Source organism: Paraburkholderia sp. PGU19 (assembly GCF_013426915.1).
GTDB lineage: Bacteria > Pseudomonadota > Gammaproteobacteria > Burkholderiales > Burkholderiaceae > Paraburkholderia.
Window position 1 is genome coordinate 424,386 of the sequence record NZ_AP023183.1, and the last position, 22,616, is coordinate 447,001.

Below are 22,616 nucleotides of genomic sequence, written 5' to 3' on the forward strand. Positions count from 1 at the left end.
CACCAGTCGAAAAGCCATGCCGTTAGTGACGCCCCTTACTTTTGGGAGAGATGGCGCCCCGATTCAACGCAGCCGTTAAGCAAGACCGGGCATGGCGACGCGCGGCGCCAGGCTTGACGGCGCTGGGGCAGCGTGTGCTGCGCTAGCCAAACTGGAGCAGTCGCGCTTTAGCGTTAGCACGCAGCGTCCGGGCCGACGGTCGCAAGCATAGACTCAGGCGGGTTACGGTGTGCCGGTCGTATTTCGTGTAAGCGCGCACGCGCTAGCTATCCCCCACAGCCGCTTCCTGCAAGCTCTCGTTCAGTTACGCGACGCAGATGCCTGGCACCGCAATTTTCTGGAACAGATGCGGGATAGCAGTGGCCGACGACGGATAGGCTGAGACTTTGGCCCTGAATTCAGGATTAGTAAACGCAGCCCGGAAATGTGCGGTGGATTCCCAGACGGCATAATTAAGATACGTCGGACTCTCGCCAACCGCACGGTGCAGTTGGGTGGAGATGAATCCCGGCTGACGCTTCATAAATTCTGCGTCGTCTCGCCATACTTTGAGGAACGACGACTCGTCGGCCTTCTCCAGCGTAAATACGTTCATCAAAACCACGGGAGAGGCATCGATGGCGACCTGACGTTCTATTGGAAAGGCAGGGTCAAGCGGGCGAATGAACATGGTGAACTCCTTCAATCCACGGTTTCGATGGTGTAACGATTCCACATTGACATTATGATGTCAATGTGGAATCGTTACACCATATTATAAATATGGTGACAGATGCATAAATCTAAGCGAACGCCTGCTGGAACAGCCTTGTCCAATATGATTCTCGACCTGTTTCGGCTTAACAACCGGCTACTCTCGGCGGGAGACCGTCTGGTCGCCGAGGTTGGCTTGACGAGTGCCCGCTGGCAGATTCTTGGCACCATCGCAGCCGGTGACCGGCCGCAGCCGGTCGCGTGGCTCGCGCGTGATATCGGAGCGCACCGCCAGAACGTACAGCGCATCGTCAACGAGCTGAAAGCGGAGGGCCTCGTTTCTTTTGAACCCAATCCGCACCACCGACGGGCGGCCCTTGTCGTATTGACGGACAAAGGGATGCGGGCGTTCGAGGATGCGATGCACCTGCAGGTACCATGGGTCAATAATCTTGCGGAAGACCTTCAGGTGCGGAACGTGGAGACGACACACAAGGTCATCACGGAGGTGCTTCGGAAACTGGAAGGCGATGACGAATAGACAGCAGTAAGCAGCATCAAGGGAAGACCGCCGCGCCACGCTGGGGACACTTATCCGTCTCGCGAAACGAGGGGCAGGCGCCCGATTTTCACGCCGAGTCGCTCCCGAAACTGACGAGCTCGCTCCGCAGCGGGGTGATCGTACTTTCCGTGCATTATTGGCGATAACAGCGTGAGAGGCCGCTTGTAGCAGGGCTGTGCGGCTTCGCAGACTTCCGCCACCTGCCCGATCTGCAATTCGTTGATCTAAAAGCGATCTTTCGCGCAAATCGCCAGAAAATGCTCGAAAAGGACGATCACCCCATCCAGAGACAGGTGGATCGTTGTTCAGTGTCGCGTATGAGCAACCACCGCGCCCGTGCGGTCAGCACGGCAGCGTTGCGCACGATGTCATCGGGGCTCGATATGGCCAAGCCGCTCCGTCAGCGATTGCGGGCGGCCATCAAACAGCGCCGCGTAGTAGACCGTGTTCGACAACACATTCTTGACGTAGTCGCGGGTTTCGTTGAACGGAATCGTCTCCGCGAAAATCGCACCTTCCACCGGACGCGGCAGGTTGGCCTGCCATTTACGCGGGCGCCCAGGGCCGGCATTGTAGCCGGCGGTCGCGAGCACGGCTGAACGGTCGAGCTGGTTGTAAATCATCGACAGATAGTACGTGCCGAGCAGGATGTTCGTGTCGATGTCATTCATCCTCGCCCGCGAGATCGTACCGAGCCCGATCTTCCTCGCCACCATCTCCGCGGTGTTCGGCATCACCTGCATCAGGCCGCCTGCGCCAACGTCCGAGCGCGCATTGATGATGAAGCGCGACTCCTGGCGAATGAGGCCATACGCCCATTCGACATCGAACCCGGTGGACTGCGCATCGCGCTCGACAATCGTGCGGAACGGCGCCAGGTAGCGCAGCGAAAAATCATGCTCGGTCTGCGTCCTGTCGGCGGTGCTCACAGCCCGGTCATAGAGCTCGATGCGGCGTGCGTACTCGGCGACTGCGAGCAGTTGCCGGTCGGTCATGCCGCGCAGTCGCCAGTTCCATTCACGGTTGCCCTCCGTGCGCAGTTGCAGCGCATAAAAGCGTTTTGCCAGCTCGAAGCCCGGTGTCTGGCCGGCCTTCTCAACTTCCTCGTCAGTCACTTTCGTCTGTGGTGGCGCCACGATCTTCTGGCCGAGCGCTTCGGATGCCAGCTGGCCATAGAAGGTATAGGTTCCCGATATCTTCCCGAATGCCTGGTTGGCCGCCACGGCATCGGCCGCATCCCCGCTTTCCTTCAACGCACGCGCGTACCAGTAGACCCACGCGGGTTGCGTGCGCAGCGCGGCCGGCATCTGCTCGATCGACCAGCGCACCATCGTCCAGTCTCCGGCCAGCAGCGCGCTGCGCGTGCGCCACTCGTAGGCCTGACTCGACAGGGGCGCGTTCGCCGACAGCCGGTACCAGTCCACCGCGCCTGGCAGCTGCCGGGTCGCCGCCTGATAGGCAATCGTGCCCCAGCCGATACCGCGTTCCGCCAGGGTAAGCGCCGGTGCGATCGCGGTGAAGGTGGCCGCGGCCGCCGACGGAGCGCTGGCCGCCACCTGCGTGATGGCGAGAAGCGCGATTTGATGGGACGCCGCGTCTAGCTGGACGCCTTTCGCGAGCACCAGACGCGGCTGGTTCGTCGCCTGCTCGAGGAGCAGCGGATCCGGGCGCGCCGCGCCCAGCGCATCGACCAGTCTGCGGCCGGTCGTCGTCGCGCCCTGTTCATAGGCCTGGCGAATCTGCTGCCAGACATCCTCCGAAGTGAACTGATGGTTACGGTCGAGCGCGGTGACCAGATCGACGCAGCCGTCGCCGTACCACTTCGGGTCGACGAGCAGCGCGCGCGCCGCGTCGGCCACGTTCACACCCCGCGCGGCGCGCGACTCGAGCGCATAGCACTTCACCTGCGTGTCGTCGTCCAGGACGAACTGTGAATATTGCGAATCGAAATCGTGCCAGTCGTGGCGCGCGCCCAGCACGCGCAGGTAGTCGTTGCGCAGACGATCGGCAATCGCCTGTCCGTCGTAGCGTTGCAAAAACGACAGCACCGGTGCGTCCGGCGCGTCCAGATTCGCATGCCCTGCGCCGGTGAACAGACGCGGCTTGATCTGGAAATAGTCGAGATAAGCCGGCGCCGGATAGTTCTGGATCAGGCTCGCCAGTTGCGCTGCACGCGCGGGATCGTTGTCGCGGGCGGCATCATGCAACTTGATGAAAATCTGATCGTCGGCGGAAAACGGGGAGAGCCGGGTGGGATGTCTGGCTAGCACCGTGCCAGATATGACGAATGTCGCGGCGGCAAGGGCAAAACCGACCGCGCGAGACACCCGGTGGAGTCGTGTGGACATCGCTGTTTTTTCGTTGTTTCGGTGCAGAGAATTGAGCCAAAGCTTAGGCCGCAATCCGGCGAAGCGAAGCTTCGAAAAACACTGGACTCAGCCCGCAATTCGGCGCTTTGCGAGCAGGATGTCTGGACCACCCGGCACTTGCGTGTTCGCTTTTCGTGGCGTAGGCCTGGAACTGGATTCGCCACTGAGATCAAGAAGATCTTGAATGCGGTGTCGGCCGTTGTGGCCGGGATGCGCCGTGAGCCGGGCTTTCCAGGTTATCTCCATTGACTTCATGCTGGCAGCTGGCTGTTTCGCCCGGATGTCTTCCTATCACATGACACGTCGATGAAAGTTGTGCACAGAAAAAGTGGATGAAGCTGTGGACAACTTGTAGTGGAAGGCCCGTAAGGGTTTGATTGCAGGCGGGTTTGTTGCGTTGCGCTATGAAATGGCGTGTGTGGCCTGAACGAGGCCAGAAACGAACGATCCGTTCGTAAAGGTGATAAAAACAACTGTCAAGCAAAACAGGGCCGCGGATTGGCTGCCCATTGCTCCGTGCTGACTATCGACGATCTCCGCAGGCCTTGGCAGCCACCTGAGCATAGATATCGTTGTTGACTCCCTGAAGAGACCGCAGCAGGCAGGCGTAGTAGCCTTTCTCGGCATCGCTCATCGTTGACGACTGCCGGTAAAGCTTCAGACACGCATTCTGCATGATCTGAAACACAAGCATGCTGCCGGTGCTTCGCGCCGATTGTGCGACACACTGGCGAAACGCGTTGTCGTTGTCCTGTCCGTCAAATTCATCCGCCCGTGCCGAGCTGCTGACGCACGTAGCCAGCACGAGCGCGATGCACAGACTTCGCATGATTTCTCCCAATGCCATCAACTCGCCGAGCGATGGTCAACCACAGATGGCGAATTTTGACCGGCGACAGCTCGGCTGGGTACGTTTCCCACAATCTGGTCAAGCTAGCAGCAAGCTTCCCGCTCGTCTATGTAGTCATGGGGGGCTCTTTCTTCACTATGGTTGATCTCGGCAGAGGCGACCATGCAGGCGGAACGTGTCGGACACTGCACGGTATCCGACGACAACAAAGGCCCGTCGATCCAATCTCTCCTCCTTGTTGCGTCGGCGGCATTTTTCGCTGTGCCGCCGACGCGACGCCGACCAAGACTTGCATACAAGCACGAAAAGGATCACCCCATCCGATGCGAGGAAAAAGATGGCGCAATGCACGAAGGATATCGCGTCAAGGCGACAGCACCTGTCCTTGCCGCACATAGGTACCCCATCATCCAGCGCTTTTACCAGAGGCCGTTCGAGGTCCATCCCGAACCCGAGAACGCGTTCAACGTTGTACCCGACAGATCGTGGCGTCTAGGCCCTGTTCTGGAGCGCATGTGCGCTACGTGTGAAATGCCGCATCAGCGCCGTCTCGATGTGGGCGTCGTAGCCGAGTGCCACTATAGCCTTCTTCATGCAAGCCAACCAGGCTTCAACTTCCGCAGGCCCAATCTCGATATGCTCGTGCATGTATTGCAGGTTCGCGTGCCCCGTTCGCTCGACATAGTACTGCGGTCCGCCGAAATAGCCTGACAGGAACTCGAACTGGGCCTGGCGCACGTGCCCAAGCCCGAATCCCTTCAAATGCAGCGCATGAATGCTCGCACCGTCGGGGTCGGTTTCGATGATGTCGTAGAACGTTTCGACGAGGCGCGCAACCGCCGCTTCGCCGCCGATCATCTGGTGCATCGATTGGCGTTTTGTCTCCACGATGTCCTCAGGTTTAGTGGGTTCCTGCGGTGCCCTGCATGATGACCGCCCCGTGCTCGCCGACGCGACGTTAAGCATCCTCGGCCTCGCGCAACATACTCACTTCGGCCGCCGACGTCGCGTGATCACTGGCGCCGACGATTCGCCGGCGAAGAGCGCCATTTTCTCCGGATCGACAACGGAGCTGCGCGACGGCGAATCGGCGCTGAAACAGTAGATCAGCGGACAGCGCGTCGTTCGGGTCGACGTGTGTGCGTCCATGATAGCGAACACGCATCGCGCCAGCCTCTCCCTGAAGAGGTAGACGGGAATACCCCGGCCGCTCGGTGGAAGGGTCGTCACGGCCGGCGCAGTCGTGCAATATGGTGCGTACCGGCATGTGACCACCAACAGTGCGCATTTGCTTGATATAAGACGCCGCTGGCGTACGAACCAGCGTGGCAATCTGGCTACCGCCGCTACCACACAGGAGATCCCCCTCCCAGTGTCGCGGCACCGCACGGTCTTCCACCGTGGCGGGGCGTTCACCGATTGATACCGCGTCGAGGATCCTGCCGTGATCGTCCGTTTTCTGAGTGTGATAGCGCGAACTACGTATGGCCCTGGGGCGCCGTAAATGCTCCAGCAACTCTTTCTTCAAGGCACTCCGTGCCTGAATGAAAAGACTACGGCAGATGGTGTCTGCGGCGGCGACCCGAGCCGCTCCAGCGTCAAGCTCGGACAACTGGGCACCGACGCAATGGTGTCGCGCTTCAGGAGCGTAGGCCAAGGCGCCTCCTTACACATGACCGGGTTGCGGCCAGTGGCTGGCAGCACGACGCGCGTTCAATGGTGAGTGTAGATCGGCTGCGGGTCGTTCAGCGCAAGTGGCCCACCGGCCTGCGAAGCACCCGACGTCACGCCGCCGACTGACGCCACCTCAGGCGTTTGGCGTTGCGCCGCGATCTTCGCCTCGGCCGCCTGAATGCCGGCGGGATAGTACGGGTCCTTTGCTGCTGGACGATAACCCGCTTGTTCAACCTGGACAAGATCAGCTTGCACCTCGGCGCGGGTCACCGGCGCGTTGGCGGCTTGGGCAAACGCGAATGCAGGCGCGCCCAGCGCGCAGGCAATCAGTACTGCCTTGATAAGTGCTTTCATGATGGTTCCCCTTTGGGAGCGTAGCGGCCACATTCACCCTGAACGAGGCCTCGAGCCTCTCCATCGGCGTCGATGAGGAGTTGACTTCATTCTCGACTGTGACGCCTGTCCCGATGCTGACCCGCTCATTACAAGATCGTTATCTTTTCCGGCCACCCGGCGCGCCTCTCGCCACTACGCTGTCAAGGTATCCCGTGCCGTGTCTCATGCGCTGGCCGGCCCTACGGGCGCATCTGTATTGATCCCCTTGTGCGGGTCCACGTGGGTCATGACATTGAGCACTCGATGGCGCGTCAGGACGCGCTGGCGCGCACGATTGCAATGTGGTGCCCCGCTTGGGCGGAGATCGTGGCGTCGACCTCGATGTGAACATCGACAACGATCATGTCGTCCATCTTGCGCGTGCGCAGGTCGTGGACGCCAATGACGCCCGGCGTACCAAGTAGCGTCTGCCGGATGGCGTGCGCCTCGCTTTCGTCCGCGAACGATCCACCAGGTTGTGATGGCACCATCACGTGCCCTCCGATGCAACGAGCAGGGTCGTGTTGCTCTTACCAATGCATCCGGCCGGCGCGGCATCGGCGTGTATTATGGTCCGCATAGGCCCTGACCTGATGGAGAGACGCCTGTGGATGTATCGTTCCTCATCGACCCGATTCACAAAACCGTCACCAGCGTGCAAGACGGGTATGCCCGTGCTGGTGAACTTATCGGCACAGATCTGACCGATACCGCGACCTTGTGGGGTGATGCTGCGGATTCGGATACCTCAGTCCAGGTCATCGTTGCGGACGACAGCCTTACCACCAATGCTATCTCGCGCGGCTTGTTCAAGGTCACGCTCGAGCTGGAGAACGTAAGACTGGAACGAGTACTAGCGGGCAAAGCAGTACTCAATGCGTATGGCAGCCCACCTCCCAACATCAAGGAGCAAGTCAGAACGCTCAAGGCCGTTCGCGAGCGCGTCAGCTTTATCAGCGCTGAGGACGCGTTTCAATGGTTCGAGGAAAACACTGGCGGCTCGCCGTTTTCGCTGGAGGGCTAAAACGGGCTTGCGCTCAGCCCCAGGAGACCGAATCGCCCGAAGAGCGGTACGTGAGCCTGACGTAGACTATTAGCCGGCAGACATCGAGGCAGGGCAGCCTTTTCCGTCCTCAGAATGAGGCGGCAAAATTTCGCTACGAGGCACCTTTCGACGTGCGACTGGGGGCGGATAAACGCACCAATTCCCGTCGGAGTGCAGAAAGAAGTACATTGAACGAAAGCCCATCGTCGACTGGACTTCAACGAGTACGTAGCGGGCTCCTGAAGCGCGCAGTCGACCATGTTCGGCTACCCGGAGTGGGACCGCTACGTCCGGAGCGAGCCACTTTTGCACCTGGTCCCGTAGCGAGTAGGTGCCTGCGGATATCATCTTTTGCTCCGTTTGGTTTGCGTGCAAGAGTGCTCGCAGCGACTCGAAAGTTGCATTGCGCGGCGCTGCGAGTACGGGCATCACTGCCCGATTTGTCGACTCACCCGGTTTTCCTGCTGGTTCAACGCTCGGTCTTCCTGGCGAGTGATATGTCCGCCATCCTGGCTTGCCATCAGACGTTCCTCGCGACGAATCTGATGGTCATCGCGATGCAAGCGCGTTGCCTGTACATGAGACATCTCGCCTTCGCGGACCTCTTGATGAATCCGGTGGTCTTGATTGACCAGCCGACGATTGACCTCGGCCCGGCGCGGGTGCGATGCGTCCCAGTTCGTGGCAGCCGACGCGGTGCCGACGAACGCGACGGATAATGCAGCGATTGCGACCAGTTTGTAGGTGAGGGTGTTCATGGCTATCTCCTGTCGAGGAACGGCTTCTTGCCGCTCACCTCCTCAACGTCGCCGCTTACCGCAGTGTTGACGCTGTACTTGTGAGTTCTGAAACGGAATATTTCGCCGTAGCAAGTCGATATTTTCCGGCGCCGGCTGACGGGTGGTAGCTGGGTCGATACTCGTTCCAACGCGTGTCCTGCAGGGGAGGTATGCAGATTCAGTGACTGACGCGTTAATGCGCTCACAATGGCAATCTGTTTCGGGAGGCACGCACATGGGGGCCCACGTCGTCGACATCGCAAGGACCGAGAATTCGCTGTCAATGCCGGTGGAGTCTATGAAAGCGGAGCCGGCGAAATTTTAATCTGCCGCGACGGCCGTCCTGCCGCCAAGCTTGTTGTGGCCGAACAGGCCCGCATCGGTGTGGCTAGAAGGAAATTCGGAATGCCCGGCGACGGCGCGGGCGGTGACTGCTTCGATATTGCGACGCTGTTCCGTGGCGAGTAAGGGCGATAGAACTCGCCTCGAGGGCGAGACAGCGTTTGGCGCGTGCATTGCGGGTAGCCAAGCTCAGTTGAAATCGACGTCGCCGCTACGATACAACCCATGCAATCTTTGAATCTGTTCGGGCAGTACTCGACCCAGTGATAGCGCGGGGAGGTCACCGATACTAAAAAATTCGACAGCATCGGTCTCGGTCCCGATAGACGTCCCAGCTTTCTCGATTGTTCCAAGGAATATGAGCTTCCAGATGTGGAACACGGATGGGGGATGGCCGTGTTTGTTCATATCCCATATTGCCAGCAGTCGTTCGATACGCACCGTATATCCGCTTTCTTCGCGGACTTCTTTCGCTGCATTCTCGGCAGGTGAGAGGCCAACGTCAGCCCATCCGCCCGGAAGCGACCAAAGGCCGTCTGATGCCTCTCGGACAAGCAGTACACGACCGGTCTCGTCGAAGACGGCGCATCTGACGTCAAGTTTGGGATTGGCGTAACCTGATTCGAAGGCGAACAATTCGGCAACTTCGCCTACATCCATGGAGACGAGGTCAGCGATTTGACTGTGAGCGATTCTCGCTATCTCCTCGTAACGTTCCTTGTCGAAGGCGCTGGTCGCGTAATGTATTCCTGTCTGTGCAAGCGCCAGAAGCCGACGAGCTCGGTCGAGTTGAATTCGGGATGGCTGGTGCGTTGTTGACTCCGTCATCGCATGCTCTCCGTATTTCGCACATCACGGATGCTCGACAGTTTCCGCGAGCTCTCTGCGTCAGCCATGGTTATCCACCCATGCGCGCGCCCAGGACAGCCCAGCTTCCTGGGCTTCCTGTTCGCTGACAAAAACTCCCAGAATACCCGACGCTTCGACGAACTTTGTGTCGCGGGTTATCGTACCGCTCGCCGCGTATCGGTCGTGCTCAAGGAGATTGTCCCGCTGGGCAATGGCATGCCCCCAAATGGCGTAACCCCTGTAATTTTGACGTTCCATCTGACTTCTCTTATCGATTTCGGTTCCAGTGACGCCAGTCGGAACAGCCAACACCTTGTCCGATGCAGCCCCCGTCGCAGCTTGCGCAGAAATGCCGGTCGCGCAACGAATCGTCGACTTGCCATGGCGTGCCAGACGGCGCGGCCGTGCCGACACTCCTGCCGTTCTCACACGCATAAAACGTGGGGTCGCCAGATTTGCCTTCCCGCACGGCTTGGTCAATGACATTGTCGCCGAAGGCCTCGCGGAGCGAGCGGACGAACTCAGCAATTTCGGGCATCGGGTCGATAGGCGGCTTGCGAACGCGGGCGTCCATTCAAGTTCTCGGGTAGTCGGCTGACGCCTATGATACTGTATAAAAACACAGGTGTCGTATCGGGTTATGAACGCTCCCCTTGTTTGCCTGGAGGACATTCATCCGTCGGTGTGGCGGCCGTCGCGGCTCGCGCACGGTCGCGGCCGCGTTGTCGACACTGGGTATCCAGCGCTGTCCCGAGAACTGCCGGGCGGAGGGTGGCCGCTCGCAGCGCTTGTAGACCTGCTTTTGCAGCAGCCGGGTGTCTGCGGCACTGCTATGTTTGGCTTTACGATCAACCGTCGACGGACTCATCGTTGATATCGTGAAGCACCGTGTTCCGACAATCGCAGAGTCCATCACAGTGCGATTGCAACCGACGCCTGTCTTGCTATCAATTCGACGACAAGACACGCGTTGGCCCCTAACTGAGGTCAGCCGAGAGCCGCTCTCGTCGGACATGGTGGCAGCAGCGGCACTCGACTCGTAACATACTGTCGCTTATCGAGAATAGTTGGAGGCCATGTGTGCTACTCAGCCCAGATAGAAGCCGACTACAAAAAGTTCGTGCGCATGTTCGGTGCCACCATGGACATCCGTGAATTTGCGCGTGTGTACTGGGAGCGAGCCGAGGGGCGCCTCAAGGCAAAAATCCCAAAGAGGATGGACGACTCGTTTGCCACGCCACAGTCAGATGCGGAGCTTGAAATCAAGAAGCTCATCGATCTCTTTAATGCCGGTCAAGCGGCGACCCTGGAGGAAGAGCTGTTCAAACAAAGGGCGCGGCTCGTTGCAGCGGAGCGAACTCTAAAAACAAAGACCACGAAGGCTGCCATTGAAAGCAAGCGCATCGCTGGCGACAAAATTGAGGCGACGCTCCGTCGACTTGATGACATCAAGCGCACTGAGAGCGAGCCACGCGATTCGAGGATTTTTCCCGGATACTACGCGCCCGTGCTGGTTGTTGAAAATGGGCGGCGCGTTGTGAAGCCAATGAGGTATCAGTGCCGGCTTGCTGGCAAGCCCGCAAATTATGACTTCAAATATCCTGGCACGTACAACGCCCGGAAAGACAGCTTGGGCGGCTTTTGGAAAGGCCTATTCGGATACTCACAAGGACTCGTGCTGGTCGACGCCTTCTACGAAAACGTCAGCAAGGCAAAGATGGAAGGGCGACAACTCTCCGATGGCGAGAGAGATGAAAACGTGGTACTCGAGTTCAGGCCCAACAATGGTCAAAAGATGCTGGTTGCGTGCCTGTGGTCAAAGTGGGCGGGTCCCGGTGAGCCGGATCTGTATTCATTTGCGGCAATCACTGACGAACCCCCGCCTGAAGTAACGGCGGCCGGGCATGACCGCTGCATTATTCCCATCAAAGAGCAGTATATCGACGCGTGGCTAAACCCCGACCCCAATGACCTGGCGGTGCAATATGCGATTCTTGATGATAGGGAGCAACCGTATTACGAGCATCGGCTAGCTGCATGAAAATGACCTGCGGTTCGATGCAGTTTGGTAAGGAGGAACTATGCAAGTTGCGAGCAGCTTCAAGGTTCTGTTCATCGCAGGCTTCGGTCCAATCGTCCGTGGGACGGCCGAAAGTCGCCAACTCTACCGCGAAATCCTTGGCATTTCTTTCAAAGAGGAGAGTGGCGAGTATTTGCATACGGAAGCTCTTCCGGGCGCAAAGACCTTTGCCTTGTGGCCTCTCTCGCAGGCCGCGCACTCCTGCTTTGATAGCGATTCGTGGCCCGAAGATGTTCCTGTCCCGCAAGCATGGCTGGAGTTCGATGTCGACAGTGTAGAGAAGGCAACGGAAAATCTCGAATCGCGGGGATATCGAATCCTGGTCCAGAACAAGCAAGAACCCTGGGGGCAAACCGTCACGCGTTTTCTCTCACCCGAGGGAATACTGGTCGGGGTGACTTTCACGCCTTCGATGCGAAAAGAAAAATAATGGGCTTTCTCCCGTAAGACGAATCCCTTCCTGGGCAGGCAAAATGGAGCGAGGAGAGAAGCAACGACACCTGGCTGTATTTTCCGGCGAAATGTCTACATGCTTCTGGCTGTCATTGCTCGCGAGCCATCGTTGGTCGAACGCTGGTAGGGGGAGTTGTTCTAATTGCTTAGCCGTAACACCTCATGCCAGCGGCCACACGGCGACGGCAGGGGCGGCCCTGAGCCATGTGGACCTTGCGCTCTGGCTGATCCGCAACAACAGCCCTGAGCTTGCGGCGCTCGTGGCCAGCTATCTCGTATTCGATTCGCGACCGTCGCAATCCGCCTTTGCGATCTCCGATCACCTGTCCCATTCGGACCCTCCCGTCGAGCGTTTCGACCGCTGGGTGCGCGAACATTTCGACACGGCAATCGCGCTCGACGTCGTCGTTGATGCATTGGCGACCAGCAAGCGGACGTTGACGCGACGTCTGAATGAGGTACTCGGTAAAGCGCCCGTCGAGTCCATTCAGGATCTGCGGGTCGAACGCGCCGTCCATCTGCTGAAGACGAGCAAGCTCAGCGTGGATCGCATTGCCGAGCAGGTCGGCTATGCAGACGGTGTCACATTGCGCACGCTACTGCGGCGGCGGATAGGTGAGGGGGGCCGTGAGTTGCGGGCGTTGTGAGTCTTATCGGCTATGGGAGTGTGGTCGTGCTCGACCGGTCCAGCGGGAAGTTTGCCAGCTAAAGTGAAGGGGAGAATGGCGGCTTTACCCCCTGGAAACGGCCTTCATTCTGACGTAACCCAGTAGGACCGCTTTGGGGGCGAGAGTACGAATTCGCTGAGACTAACCGAGACATTCACGGTCGCGCTGATCCGAACCGCAGAAAAGCAATCTGAAGCGGGCCTCACAAACGGCAATGCCTGAGCGTCAGCTCGGGCCGATGAAAAAGCATTCGCATTTGATAATCGGGTGGCCGGTTACAGGGCGGCACGTGGAGGGACGAACGACGGCTGGACTCCGGCGAGCGTCGTTTTCGACACGATTCGCCGACCGGCAGAGAGGGGGCAGAGCAAGCGTTCCTTTGGCGACGCGGTGGCTGGCTACGGTTGCGAGTGGGGTGCGTTCGGCCGCTGGACGTAAACATGCTTCGCGGCCGGCCGATTTCTGCACGCCCGTCGGCTACGCGGTGATTGGCGCTCGCGCGTACATGCGTTGCGTCTCGCGGGGCTCGCGTTCACGCCCGCGAAACGTCGCTTGCGCGAAGGCTCACAATCAGCGTCAGTACTGCACGGCAATAGTCACGCGACGGTTAAGCGCACGGCTCGCGGGATCAGTGCCGGCAACGAGCGGGAAGTTGTCGGCGCGGCCGATTGCCGCGAGACGATGCGCATCGACGCCGCGCTCGACCAGGTAGCGCACCACGGCACCGGCGCGTGCCGAGGAGAGCTCCCAGTTCGATGCATAGCGCGCATTGGCGATCGGTGTATTGTCCGTATGCCCTTCCACGAGGATGTTGCCGTTGGGCACCTGCGCCAGCACGCCCGCGATGCGGCTCAACACGCCGAAGGAGTCGGGTAGCAATGCCGCATCGCCGGCATTGAACAGAATCTTCGCGTTGATGCCGATTTCCATGCCGTGCTCGACGCGGGCGATCGTGATTTCGCCACGCGCGCGCAGCGGATCGAGCGAGGCCAGCAAGGCCCGTTCGGTGCCTTGCTGCAACCGCGCACTTGCCGGTGCAGTGCTGGTCTGCGCAACCCGCGACTGATCGCGCAATTCCAGTTCACGGCTCTTCGCCAGCTGCATGGCATACAGCGCCAGGAACAGCACCATCATCGTAGTGACGAGGTCCGCGTAGGAGAGAAGCCAACGGCCCGACTGCTCGCCTTCTTCGTTCTCGCCGTGGTCGAGGAAACTCAGCGGCAGATCGCGTGCCGCGTGTTTATCGGATGACATCTGCATGCCTGAAGCTCCGCTCGCGCTCAGTTGACGGGCGCGCTGTCAGGTAACGCCGCCGACGCGTTCGGGTGTACCCATGTACTCGCCGCGCCATGCCCGCGGATTTCGCCCGCGAGTCGCGTCGCGATGGTGTGCGGCGTCTCCTTGCGCGAAATCGCGAGCAGCCCGTCCAGATAGAGCTTGCGCAGCCGCAATTCGCTTTCGATATGCGCGCGCATCTTGCCGTAGAGCGGCAGAAACACCAGATTCGCCAGCGCGAGACCATACAGCGTCGCAACGAACGCCACGGCGATGCCCGTGCCCAACTGCGACGGCTCTACCAGATGCGCAGTCACCTGGATCAGGCCAAGAACGGAGCCCAAAATACCGAAGGTGGGTGCATAGCCGCCCGCTTGCTGCCACAGGCGCGCGGCCGCCATATGCGTGCGGCCATAGGCTTCGAGCTCCCGGTTGAGCGCGTCTTCGAGTACGGCGGTCGAGACGCCGCTCGCAAGCAGTTCGAGGCCGCGGCGGGCGAACAGATGAATGCCCTGCAAGTCCATCGACTCGAATGCGAGCAGGCCGTTGAGCTTGGCCTGATCGCCCCATTCGAGCACGGCGGCGAGGCTCGTCTCATCGACCTGCTGCGCGCGTACGAATACCGTGCGCAGCCGACGGATTGCATCGAAGAAACGCGCCCAGGTGTTCTGGGTCATCACCGCGCCGAGCGTGCCGCCGAGCACAACCACGAGCGCTTCGGGTTGAAGCAACGAGGCGAAATGGCCGCCCTCGAGCGAGAAGCCCACGACGACGGCCGTGCCGCCCAGCAGGACTCCGAACAAAGTCAAAAGATCCATACGTGTTTCCGCTATGACGTGGATAAATGCCCGGAGCAGGGGAGCCGGCACACCCGAACCTGACGGGCGCGCCATCGATGCATCCTGCGCGGTTGCAGCGTCAGAAAATCGGTCGATTACGCCGCATCCACCCTGCGTTCGCGCACCGCGACGACGAGGCGCTGCTCGATCTGTTCGATCTCTATCGGATCGAACTTGATCTCGCGCCGCATGAGCCACGAGATCTCGTTCTTGCGCGCCTCGGACAGCACCAACTGCAGGCGCTCCGAAACGGCAGGATTCTTGAGGGACGCCAGCAGCTTCGCGAGATCGTAGGTATCGAGCGTATTGATCGCTTCGAACAGCGTGCGCTGATCGACGAAGAGCAGGTCGTCGAGCGTGTTCACTTCACCCGAGCCGCGGTTCGCGCGCTTCGTGAAATACGACACGCCCTTTTGCTCGACGAAGTTCAGCACCTTCGACTTTCTGAACGCGAAGAGTTCATCGGCGATCTCGCCATGCGAGAGCTTGTTGAGCAGCAGGTTGCGCTCCACGCCAATCAGCGCCTCGAGATCGCTCAGTTCGATCAGTTCGAGTTCGCTGTTGATCGAGACATCGAGATCATGATCGGCCACCTGTGCCGCGCGGTCGACGATGCGCACGGGGTCGAACGTGACGACCTGGCGTCCCAGCGCGCCATCGCCATGATCTGCGCCACCCAGGTGCGACGACGCCTGCCCCGATTCCATGGTGATGAGATTGAGCTTCTCCATGCGACGCAGCATCGCCATGACGTGCGGACGCGAGTGGCCGGCCACGGCGCGGCACTTCAGCACCACGTCCGCGAGCGCGACGCTCACTTCGCCCGCCTCGGCGCCGCCGCGGCGGCCCCAACCGGCCTTCGGCTCCGCGCTGGCTAGCAGCGAAAGGACATGCGCATACGACAGCACGCCAGGCATGAAGTCGGCGTGCGTGTAGGTGGCGAGCAGATCGTCCTTGGCCTTCGCACGGCGGATCATGGTGCGCACGACATGGCGCAGGAGCGGTGAGACGCGTTCGAGTTCGTCTTCGATGATATTCGCGGGCACGACGGTCAGTTGGCAGAACGTCAGCGCCTTGGCAGTGCTGGGACGCGGATCGCCGCCGAGCAGGGCGCTTTCGCCGAAGAAGTCGCCACGGCCAAGCGTGGCTGTCACGACGCGCTTTTCTTCACAACGGGTGGAGATTTCGATTTTGCCATCGGCGATGACGAAGAGCAGGCGATCGCCCGCGTAGCCCTCCGAATAGATGACTTCGCCCGGCGCGGCTGTGCGCGACCATGTTTGACTGCGATTCAAGTGATTCCCCGTAGCGGTTGTTCTGTCGACCGTCTCCGCAACCCGCATGGAGGTGATCGATCTGGTTCTCGTATGAATGCTGTTTACGGCCTTGCAGCGAGGGTTCTTGAGTCAATTCGCATAGCGGCAGCGCGAGCGCGAGTACGCATTCTTCAAGTAATTACAAGGAAAGCTCCCGGGAGGAGTACGTAAAGCACAGTCATCGGGAATACAGGTCGTAATAGTCATGGTATTTCGAGAGCCCTGTGTTGGACCCTCGAAACAGACTTAGAAGAACTCAGGGATTTGCCGGGCCCTGTATCAGTCCAGCCTGAACTGCCCGACCGAGTTAGCAAGATTGTTTGCCTGCGCGCGCAATGCGGTTGCGGCCGCTGTCGACTGTTCGACGAGCGCCGCATTCTGCTGCACCATTTCATCCAGCTGACTGACCGCGCGATTGACTTCCTGAATGCCGCGCGTCTGTTCATCGGTAGCGTGCGTGACTTCCGCAATGATCGTCGTGACGTTCGAGACGTTCGTCACGATTTCGGACATCGTCTCGCCCGCCTGACGCACCTGATCCGAACCGGACTTCACGCTGGCGACGGTGGACTCGATCAGGGCCTTGATTTCGCGTGCGGCTTGTGCGCTGCGTTGCGCGAGGCTGCGCACTTCACCCGCAACGACTGCAAAGCCGCGACCTTCTTCGCCCGCGCGCGCCGCTTCGACGGCGGCATTGAGCGCGAGAATGTTCGTCTGGAATGCAATGCCGTCTATCACGCCCGTGATATCCGCGATCTTCACCGACGCCGTTTCGATTTCGGCCATCGTCCTCACGACGTCAGTAATCGCGACGCCGCCGCGCGACGCCACTTCCGACGCCGAGTTCGCCGTGTCATCCGCCTGCCGTGCGGCGCTCGCCGACTGGTCGACCGTCGCCGTGATCTCTTCCATCGATGCAGCCGTTTCTTCGAGACTTGCAGCCGCCGATTCCGTGCGACTCGACAGATCGACGTTGCCCGCTGCGATCTCATCGGAGGCTATGCGCACCGATTCGCTTGCTTCGCGAATCTGACGCATCACGTGGCGCAGCTTGTCCATAAAGCCGTTGAACGAGCGCGCGATCTGCGCGACTTCATCACTGCCTTCTGCGGGCAGGCGTTGCGTCAGATCGCCTTCGCCTGCACTAATCGCATCCATTGCGTCGCGGACTCGAGACAGACGCTGGAACGAAACCGCCGTCACTGCCGCGACCACGCCTCCTGCGACACAGGCAATCACGAGTAGCGCGATCAACGACGCGGTCAGCAGCGAACGCATGCCCGCCGTCGCATCGGACTTGTCGAGCGCGACGACCACACGCCAGTCCGTGCCCGGCACTGCTTGCGCGCGAACGAGTTTCGCGCTGCCGCCGACATCGACCTGCAACGGGTGTTCGGCATTGAGCATGGCAGCGAGCCGCTCGTTCGTCAGATCGGGCGCGAGTTCGGTGACAGGCTTGAGCGTGAGCTTCACATCGGAATGCGCGACGATCTGGCTGCTGCTGTCGACGAGCATGCCGAAGCTATTCGGCGTCGGGTGAATCGCCCTGACGTTGGCGATCACATTGTCCATCGCCACATCGCCTGACACGACCGCCTTCACGACGCCGTCGCGCACGACAGGGGTTGCGAATGCGACCACCAGCTTGCCAGTGCCCACGTCGACGTACGGCGGCGTGACGATGCCTTTACCTGCTGCAGCGGCCTGCTTGTACCAGGGACGCCCGGTCGGATCGTAATCCGCGGGAATGCCCGTCGCGTCGGAGAACTTCGCGTTTTTGTCCGCGTAACCGACATATACGTTCGTAAAGCCGCCTGCAGCGGCAATCTGCTTGAGTGCGGGAATCGGGTCGGGCTGCAGAACGGCATCCTGAAGCGAACCGATCATCTGGGCATGGACTGTCACCCAATCGGCCACGCCGTCGACGTGGCTCTCCTCGACGGCCGTCAGCGTACTGGCGATCGCATCCGAATTGTAGTTATTGGAGATGAAGTAATTCAGACCTGCGTTTGCCATCAATGCTGCAACGACGATGGCGACACAAAGCGCGACGATGCGCGCGCGGATTGACGTGAACATGAGGTGGAGAACCGGAGCGAAGTAGATCAAGGCTTGTGACCCGTGTGTGACGTTCGATGGATAACGAACGACTGACTCGCTATCGGCACGTTCACGCTTATCTTGAGCTTGCGCCGCGCGGATTGTCGAAAAAACAACGGAGCGTGCGCTGGTTCGACTTCCTTAAGCGATTCTTCAGTAAGCGCAACGATGAACCCGCGTTTCCGCGCAGCATTTAATCAAATGTAGTTTGGCTCGCGCTTTTTTTGTCAACCGGAAAATTGACGGCCTTGCCCGGCGTGGCTGCCTCGCACGCTTGCGGCGCGTCAGTCTGGTACGCCGGAATGGATGTCGCGGCTTCAGGACAATGATGTCCGGACTGTTGCCTGTTACCCGACAGATCCTGCTTGTGGCGAGCGTGGTCCCTGGCAGCAGAAAACCGCGTTGTCCCGCACAGAGGCGGTGTCCCGGGTATCTTTTCCCCAAATGGCATGAGCCCTGCGCTTTGCTCAATCAGGCCCATCCCGACACAGGCAACACTTCCATGACGACGGTGACCATTCACAACCTGCCGCGCGTCGACCTGCTTCATGAAAAATCCGTGCAAGCCATTCGAGGCCGCGTGGCTTTCACCAGCCTGCTCATTCCCACAGACCCATGTCGGTTGCCCAGTCTGACGGGCTCGACAGTCGGGCAGAGTTCCGTCCTTTGAAGTGTCATTGAGCATCGTCATTTCCATTTCGTTGTCCGCCTCCGCGCGACCGCACCGCGATCCCTCCCTGTGTTGTTGGACCCGCGGTGGAGTCGTCGATGACCTGAGATGGCGCAACATTGCCCCGTGCTCCCGGCGCGAACGCGAGAATGCGCAGGTTCGGCGCGGCAACAAGGAGCCGCCCGTCCGAGGAGACGGCGATCGTGTTGCCCGGCAAGCCGGAGGCAGTGAGTCCCGTGGCTGGACCACTGATTGTCCGTACCGGCCGCACGTCGCCGCGGGCCTTCGCGGAGAAAACGCGCACCTGGCTCTGCGTCAGGTCCATGGTCGCGTTGAAGACGAATAACTCGTCCGTATCAGGATCGACAGTGATCGTCATGGTGTTTCTGGCAAAGAGTCCGCCCGCCGGCAGCAGGCCGGTTCTGCTGCCCGTGAGGCTGCGTAAGAGCGGCGGCGCGGTCAGGCTCCGGCTCGTGCCAAGCGTGTCGATCAACGCCGTCCCCCGGGCGTCGTAACCCGCAATCAGGAGATTGTCGTCGCTGTCGATCGCAATGCTCACGTACTGGACGACATTCGGATCGGTAATGTGAACCGGACTGGCTACGGGCCCGGAGCTGTTCTTGGGAACAACGTATACACCTGCCTCAGAGGGGCGAACGCTCAGGACGAAGTCATTGAGGTGGGAATCTACTGCGATGCTGAGCAGGTCATTTGTCGTCGTCAACATGAACGACCGGTGGGGCGCCTCATTGCCCTCGGCGTTGCGCGGAAAGATATCGACCGTGCTGTTGGTGAGAAACTGCGCGACGTGAAAGGCGTTCTTCCGGTCGATCACCGTCGAGCCGGCAGTCATGAGGGTAGTGAGTGGCCCTTGCAGGACCTGGCAGGGCTCGGTCGCTCCGTTGGCGCGCAACGGGTAACCGCGAATCTGATCACCGAGAACGAGAAAGACGGCGTCGCTGGGGCAGGCGGCGTGCGCCAGTTGGACCCCGAACAGCAGACTGACGACGGCGACACATAGCGCGGGTTTCATGACACGCCTCCTTGGTCATATTGTGCGAATGCGCCAATCAAGCATAGGCGCCGGGCGCAGGCCGAACGAAGTCAGGCCAGTTGTGACCTGTGTTTTGGTGGGCGATGGAAGGGGAACGCCCCTCACCAAGCGGCAGGCGCTGCGGGCCTATACAGGGGCTCAACAAAGTACGCGCGATTTCCTATCAGAAGCCTGTTGTTTATAAAGGCGCGCTAGATCATTTCGATCTGCCCCAGTGACGTCAGGCGTTCGATCCGTTTGCCTGGAAGGTTGGCGAGGTCATCTGGCACGTGGGCGATAAGAGGGCAGGAGAGGAAAAGACGGTGAACTGGCGCACAGAGTATCCACCCGAGCCAGCAGAGAATGGCCTTGACGCGGGCGTGCTCACATCCGCGTCTATGGAAATCCCTGAGGTTCGGCCACGAAAGGAAACATCATGAACCGTCGACTGGTTGCCGCTGCCGTCCTTATTATCCCGTCGCTGTCGCAAGCATTCCAGCCAATCCCTGTTCCCGAATGTCACGCGGCAGACCGGAATGCTTCGGCTCAAGAGACGATAGACGCCGCAAAGTGTCGGGCTCGATGGCTCATTGCGGGGGCGTATAACCGAACGGAAGGCAATGCGATGAATGCCGTTTCTGATTGCGCCGGCACATTCGACGAGGTTCTCAACCATCGTCTGACGGAGGGGGTTTCCCACGACGAACTGGTCGCCATGTGCGTCGACACTGCCATGCACATGGGCATCATGAAACCTGACCAGTGATGCAGCTATCACCGCCCGACGAGGCCGGTCAGGTGCTGGATGAACGCGACCGACGCTGCCAGAACATCGCCATCAAAGATGGCCCACACAGGGGAAATGGGCAGTAACCACCGGTCATTCGGCAGCGGAGGGTCCGCATCAGCGCAAATTGCCCAGTTCAGTTGCCGAAGTAGAGCGAATGCGGCGACGCGGGCCGAACGGCAGTATGCACCCGCGATCCTTTCACAGGGATTCTAGTAGATTCTGCAAGAAAACATGACTCTGCCCCACACCCCAATGAAATTTCGGTGATCCTGGCTTGTGGGAGCGGGAGGAGGGCATTCTTCGAAGGGATAACCCGGCGCTGCCAGAACGTCCACTGTGTTTGGAGCGAGGCATCGTAAAAACCTCGTGGTAAGAAAACGCGACATCGCGGGCAGTTGTTCGGGCATATTGCCTTACGCCGACACCGGCACGTTAGGGGAGAATGTTCGGGATGGCAATCCCGAATATTCTCGCAGCTCTGCACTGCAGGCGAGCAAGGTTTTCCTGCGACACCGCACGAACGGGAAAACTCTCGCAGGGGCGCAGTTCGGCGGTCCTGCCACGATAGAACGGCATCATCCTCGCGCTTCCAGCCGTCGGGGCGGCCGAAGCCGGAGTTCCACAACAGACGTAGGGGTCACCTTTGAGAAAAGAGATCAACATGGGCAACAGCCAGGCATATTCGCGGCCGGCACGTCTGCTGAAAATCGCTTCCTGGATCATCGCGATCGCCTTCGCGATCTTCCTGAACATGTTGGGCTCGCTCGTGATCCGCGATCTGATGTACGCCCCGCGAGGCGGGCCACCGGATGCCGCCCAGTTCAGCGATGCAGCGACCTCACAGCTCGATGCCCAGATGCGTGATTTGCAGCTTCAGCGGGACGCACTGAACGACAGGATCGAGAACACTCGCATTGCTCACGACCGCGCAGGCAAGCTGTATGTGGAGGCGCGTGAGAGCTTCAGGAACTGGATCGCGACCCGACAGGCCACGGGGGACGGCCGCAATGATCCGGAATTGCTTGCACGGACACAGAAGCTCGACGAACTTCAGGCGAGCGTCGCGGGCTGGCAAAGCCAGCAGAATGCGCTCGCCGATGAGGCCCGGCCGATCGACGCGCACCTGAAGCAGTTGCGCATCGAGATAGCGGCCGCCAGGCAGGCCGCCGACAAGCGCTACGAGGCGGCAAGCCGTCGTTACGAGCTCATCGTGTTCGGGTGGCGCCTTGCGTTGACGCTCCCGCTTCTCGTCGTTGCCGTATCGCTTTTCATCCGCTTTCGCAAAAGCCGATACTGGCCGTTCGTGTACGGCTTTGGCCTCTTCGCGCTGACGGCGTTCTTCGTCGAGCTTGTCCCGTACCTGCCCAGTTTCGGGGGATACGTACGCGTGCTGGTGGGTATCGCGCTCGTCGTGTTCGCTGGGATCTACATGCTCCGTGCGTTCCAGAAATATGTCGAGCGAAAGCGCGCCGATCTGGAACAGAGTCGGACCGAACGCGCACGTGGTGTCGATTACGAAAAGGCGCTCAGTACATTCCAGAAGAAGCTGTGCCCGTCGTGCGACAAGCCGTGGCATCTTGGCGGCGAGCAGGCCTCGTACTGCATCCATTGTGGGCTGAATCTTTTCAAGGTCTGCGCCTGCGGCGGCCGTAACTTCGCCTTTTTTCCTTTCTGCAACCAGTGCGGCGAGCCTGTTGCGGAGACGGCGGAGCTCCGTTCTCCAGAACCCGGTGAGCGGCCGCCAGCGAGTAACTGACAGAACCAGTTTTTCAGGATGCGCTGCCCGTCGGAAAGCGCCTTGCTCACACCAGCCGGTTAGCAGATGGTCAGTTGAGTCGGAATGGATAGATGAGA

At 60.0% G+C, this 22,616-nt stretch carries 22 protein-coding genes and 5 pseudogenes; 9 read left to right on the forward strand and 18 right to left on the reverse strand.

All coding sequences use genetic code 11. The annotated features are described in order from the left end of the window. Nucleotides 1-304 precede the first annotated feature (304 nt). Nucleotides 305-670, reverse strand: a complete 366-nt coding sequence (locus H1204_RS48920) for an antibiotic biosynthesis monooxygenase family protein (RefSeq protein ID WP_180736946.1) — start codon at nucleotides 668-670, stop codon at nucleotides 305-307. 102 nt (nucleotides 671-772) lie between these two features. Between H1204_RS48920 and H1204_RS48925 the strand changes: the two genes are divergently transcribed. Then, a complete protein-coding gene (locus tag H1204_RS48925; protein WP_180736947.1) occupies nucleotides 773-1,234 on the forward strand; it encodes a MarR family winged helix-turn-helix transcriptional regulator in 462 nt (153 codons plus the stop codon). 389 nt (nucleotides 1,235-1,623) lie between these two features. Here the strand turns inward: H1204_RS48925 and H1204_RS48930 are convergent, their stop codons facing one another. After that, nucleotides 1,624-3,603: a lytic transglycosylase domain-containing protein gene (locus H1204_RS48930; protein WP_180736948.1), complete on the reverse strand. Its 1,980-nt coding sequence runs from the start codon at nucleotides 3,601-3,603 to the stop codon at nucleotides 1,624-1,626. A gap of 544 nt (nucleotides 3,604-4,147) precedes the next feature. Then, on the reverse strand, nucleotides 4,148-4,471 hold the full coding sequence (locus H1204_RS48935; protein WP_180736372.1) for a VF_A0006 family four-cysteine protein: 324 nt from the start codon (nucleotides 4,469-4,471) through the stop codon (nucleotides 4,148-4,150). Nucleotides 4,472-4,811: 340 nt separating this feature from the next. Between H1204_RS48935 and H1204_RS52450 the strand changes: the two are divergent. Next, a pseudogene (locus tag H1204_RS52450) lies at nucleotides 4,812-4,945 on the forward strand (nitric oxide dioxygenase); the annotation flags it as partial. Nucleotides 4,946-4,966: 21 nt separating this feature from the next. Here the strand turns inward: H1204_RS52450 and H1204_RS48940 are convergent. The 4 genes and pseudogenes from H1204_RS48940 to H1204_RS48955 all read right to left on the reverse strand — a co-directional run. After that, nucleotides 4,967-5,362, reverse strand: a complete 396-nt coding sequence (locus H1204_RS48940; RefSeq protein ID WP_243469228.1) for a group II truncated hemoglobin — start codon at nucleotides 5,360-5,362, stop codon at nucleotides 4,967-4,969. A gap of 430 nt (nucleotides 5,363-5,792) precedes the next feature. Then, nucleotides 5,793-6,050: pseudogene (locus H1204_RS48945) on the reverse strand (IS30 family transposase); the annotation flags it as partial. Between the two features lie 137 nt (nucleotides 6,051-6,187). Beyond that, nucleotides 6,188-6,502, reverse strand: coding sequence for a DUF4148 domain-containing protein (locus H1204_RS48950; protein WP_180736374.1), 315 nt, complete (start codon nucleotides 6,500-6,502; stop codon nucleotides 6,188-6,190). A gap of 204 nt (nucleotides 6,503-6,706) precedes the next feature. Next, nucleotides 6,707-6,981 (reverse strand): annotated as a pseudogene (locus H1204_RS48955) (cation transporter dimerization domain-containing protein); the annotation flags it as partial. 149 nt (nucleotides 6,982-7,130) lie between these two features. On the opposite strand from H1204_RS48955, the gene H1204_RS48960 reads away from it, so the two are divergent. Beyond that, nucleotides 7,131-7,547, forward strand: a complete 417-nt coding sequence (locus H1204_RS48960) for a hypothetical protein (RefSeq protein WP_180736375.1) — start codon at nucleotides 7,131-7,133, stop codon at nucleotides 7,545-7,547. Between the two features lie 449 nt (nucleotides 7,548-7,996). On the opposite strand, the gene H1204_RS48965 is transcribed toward H1204_RS48960, so the two are convergent. The 4 genes from H1204_RS48965 to H1204_RS48980 form a co-directional block, all read right to left on the reverse strand. Continuing rightward, nucleotides 7,997-8,326 carry a hypothetical protein gene (locus tag H1204_RS48965; protein WP_180736376.1) on the reverse strand — a complete coding sequence of 110 codons (330 nt, stop codon included), beginning with the start codon at nucleotides 8,324-8,326 and terminating at the stop codon, nucleotides 7,997-7,999. 552 nt (nucleotides 8,327-8,878) lie between these two features. Then, nucleotides 8,879-9,517, reverse strand: coding sequence for an NUDIX hydrolase (locus H1204_RS48970; RefSeq protein WP_180736377.1), 639 nt, complete (start codon nucleotides 9,515-9,517; stop codon nucleotides 8,879-8,881). 60 nt (nucleotides 9,518-9,577) lie between these two features. After that, complete coding sequence (locus tag H1204_RS48975; protein WP_180736378.1) at nucleotides 9,578-9,796, reverse strand: hypothetical protein; 219 nt, start codon at nucleotides 9,794-9,796, stop codon at nucleotides 9,578-9,580. Between the two features lie 10 nt (nucleotides 9,797-9,806). Continuing rightward, entirely contained in the window at nucleotides 9,807-10,112 is a 306-nt protein-coding gene (locus H1204_RS48980; RefSeq protein ID WP_180736379.1) for a hypothetical protein, read from the reverse strand. 66 nt (nucleotides 10,113-10,178) lie between these two features. On the opposite strand from H1204_RS48980, the pseudogene H1204_RS53195 reads away from it, so the two are divergent. From H1204_RS53195 to H1204_RS48995, 4 genes and pseudogenes are all read left to right on the forward strand, one after another. Next, a pseudogene (locus H1204_RS53195) lies at nucleotides 10,179-10,343 on the forward strand (recombinase RecA); the annotation flags it as partial. Between the two features lie 273 nt (nucleotides 10,344-10,616). Then, the gene (locus tag H1204_RS48985; RefSeq protein WP_180736380.1) at nucleotides 10,617-11,579 is read left to right on the forward strand and encodes an SOS response-associated peptidase family protein; all 963 of its coding nucleotides are present in this window, start codon (nucleotides 10,617-10,619) and stop codon (nucleotides 11,577-11,579) included. Nucleotides 11,580-11,619: 40 nt separating this feature from the next. Beyond that, the gene (locus H1204_RS48990) at nucleotides 11,620-12,048 is read left to right on the forward strand and encodes a VOC family protein (RefSeq protein WP_180736381.1); all 429 of its coding nucleotides are present in this window, start codon (nucleotides 11,620-11,622) and stop codon (nucleotides 12,046-12,048) included. A gap of 205 nt (nucleotides 12,049-12,253) precedes the next feature. Further along, a pseudogene (locus tag H1204_RS48995) lies at nucleotides 12,254-12,718 on the forward strand (helix-turn-helix domain-containing protein); the annotation flags it as partial. 597 nt (nucleotides 12,719-13,315) lie between these two features. On the opposite strand, the gene H1204_RS49000 reads toward H1204_RS48995, so the two are convergent. The 6 genes from H1204_RS49000 to H1204_RS49025 form a co-directional block, all read right to left on the reverse strand. Next, on the reverse strand, nucleotides 13,316-13,993 hold the full coding sequence (locus H1204_RS49000; RefSeq protein WP_180736979.1) for an OmpA family protein: 678 nt from the start codon (nucleotides 13,991-13,993) through the stop codon (nucleotides 13,316-13,318). A 26-nt stretch (nucleotides 13,994-14,019) separates the two neighbouring features. Then, a complete protein-coding gene (locus H1204_RS49005) occupies nucleotides 14,020-14,832 on the reverse strand; it encodes a flagellar motor protein (protein ID WP_180736382.1) in 813 nt (270 codons plus the stop codon). 116 nt (nucleotides 14,833-14,948) lie between these two features. Then, nucleotides 14,949-16,148, reverse strand: a complete 1,200-nt coding sequence (locus H1204_RS49010; protein ID WP_243469138.1) for a cyclic nucleotide-binding domain-containing protein — start codon at nucleotides 16,146-16,148, stop codon at nucleotides 14,949-14,951. A gap of 300 nt (nucleotides 16,149-16,448) precedes the next feature. Next, on the reverse strand, nucleotides 16,449-18,248 hold the full coding sequence (locus tag H1204_RS49015) for a methyl-accepting chemotaxis protein (protein WP_180736384.1): 1,800 nt from the start codon (nucleotides 18,246-18,248) through the stop codon (nucleotides 16,449-16,451). A gap of 214 nt (nucleotides 18,249-18,462) precedes the next feature. Further along, nucleotides 18,463-18,819 (reverse strand): hypothetical protein, encoded by a 357-nt coding sequence (locus H1204_RS49020; protein ID WP_180736385.1) that lies wholly within the window; start codon nucleotides 18,817-18,819, stop codon nucleotides 18,463-18,465. Between the two features lie 124 nt (nucleotides 18,820-18,943). Then, nucleotides 18,944-19,972, reverse strand: coding sequence for a hypothetical protein (locus H1204_RS49025; protein WP_180736386.1), 1,029 nt, complete (start codon nucleotides 19,970-19,972; stop codon nucleotides 18,944-18,946). A gap of 436 nt (nucleotides 19,973-20,408) precedes the next feature. Here H1204_RS49025 and H1204_RS49030 point away from each other — a divergent pair, with 436 nt between their 5' ends. Further along, complete coding sequence (locus H1204_RS49030) at nucleotides 20,409-20,738, forward strand: hypothetical protein (protein WP_180736387.1); 330 nt, start codon at nucleotides 20,409-20,411, stop codon at nucleotides 20,736-20,738. A gap of 456 nt (nucleotides 20,739-21,194) precedes the next feature. On the opposite strand, the gene H1204_RS49035 is transcribed toward H1204_RS49030, so the two are convergent. Continuing rightward, a complete protein-coding gene (locus H1204_RS49035; protein ID WP_180736363.1) occupies nucleotides 21,195-21,515 on the reverse strand; it encodes a hypothetical protein in 321 nt (106 codons plus the stop codon). On the opposite strand from H1204_RS49035, the gene H1204_RS49040 reads away from it, so the two are divergent. Next, nucleotides 21,424-22,518: a zinc ribbon domain-containing protein gene (locus H1204_RS49040; RefSeq protein WP_180736388.1), complete on the forward strand. Its 1,095-nt coding sequence runs from the start codon at nucleotides 21,424-21,426 to the stop codon at nucleotides 22,516-22,518. The genes H1204_RS49035 and H1204_RS49040 overlap by 92 nt on opposite strands. Nucleotides 22,519-22,616: the final 98 nt, after the last annotated feature.

Excerpts from the sequence above, each read along its gene's own strand:
- H1204_RS49020 (WP_180736385.1), bottom strand. The coding sequence starts at position 18,819 with ATGAAGCAGGTCGACGCGCGGCAGGTTGTGAATGGTCACCGTCGTCAT.
- H1204_RS48950 (WP_180736374.1), bottom strand. The coding sequence starts at position 6,502 with ATGAAAGCACTTATCAAGGCAGTACTGATTGCCTGCGCGCTGGGCGCG.
- H1204_RS48975 (WP_180736378.1), bottom strand. The coding sequence starts at position 9,796 with ATGGAACGTCAAAATTACAGGGGTTACGCCATTTGGGGGCATGCCATT.
- H1204_RS48970 (WP_180736377.1), bottom strand. The coding sequence starts at position 9,517 with ATGACGGAGTCAACAACGCACCAGCCATCCCGAATTCAACTCGACCGA.
- H1204_RS48920 (WP_180736946.1), bottom strand. The coding sequence starts at position 670 with ATGTTCATTCGCCCGCTTGACCCTGCCTTTCCAATAGAACGTCAGGTC.
- H1204_RS48925 (WP_180736947.1), top strand. The coding sequence starts at position 773 with ATGCATAAATCTAAGCGAACGCCTGCTGGAACAGCCTTGTCCAATATG.
- H1204_RS48980 (WP_180736379.1), bottom strand. The coding sequence starts at position 10,112 with ATGGACGCCCGCGTTCGCAAGCCGCCTATCGACCCGATGCCCGAAATT.
- H1204_RS49035 (WP_180736363.1), bottom strand. The coding sequence starts at position 21,515 with ATGTTCAGGAAGATCGCGAAGGCGATCGCGATGATCCAGGAAGCGATT.
- H1204_RS49030 (WP_180736387.1), top strand. The coding sequence starts at position 20,409 with ATGAACCGTCGACTGGTTGCCGCTGCCGTCCTTATTATCCCGTCGCTG.
- H1204_RS48965 (WP_180736376.1), bottom strand. The coding sequence starts at position 8,326 with ATGAACACCCTCACCTACAAACTGGTCGCAATCGCTGCATTATCCGTC.
- H1204_RS48935 (WP_180736372.1), bottom strand. The coding sequence starts at position 4,471 with ATGGCATTGGGAGAAATCATGCGAAGTCTGTGCATCGCGCTCGTGCTG.
- H1204_RS49040 (WP_180736388.1), top strand. The coding sequence starts at position 21,424 with ATGGGCAACAGCCAGGCATATTCGCGGCCGGCACGTCTGCTGAAAATC.
- H1204_RS48930 (WP_180736948.1), bottom strand. The coding sequence starts at position 3,603 with ATGTCCACACGACTCCACCGGGTGTCTCGCGCGGTCGGTTTTGCCCTT.
- H1204_RS49025 (WP_180736386.1), bottom strand. The coding sequence starts at position 19,972 with ATGAAACCCGCGCTATGTGTCGCCGTCGTCAGTCTGCTGTTCGGGGTC.
- H1204_RS49005 (WP_180736382.1), bottom strand. The coding sequence starts at position 14,832 with ATGGATCTTTTGACTTTGTTCGGAGTCCTGCTGGGCGGCACGGCCGTC.
- H1204_RS48990 (WP_180736381.1), top strand. The coding sequence starts at position 11,620 with ATGCAAGTTGCGAGCAGCTTCAAGGTTCTGTTCATCGCAGGCTTCGGT.
- H1204_RS49000 (WP_180736979.1), bottom strand. The coding sequence starts at position 13,993 with ATGTCATCCGATAAACACGCGGCACGCGATCTGCCGCTGAGTTTCCTC.
- H1204_RS49015 (WP_180736384.1), bottom strand. The coding sequence starts at position 18,248 with ATGTTCACGTCAATCCGCGCGCGCATCGTCGCGCTTTGTGTCGCCATC.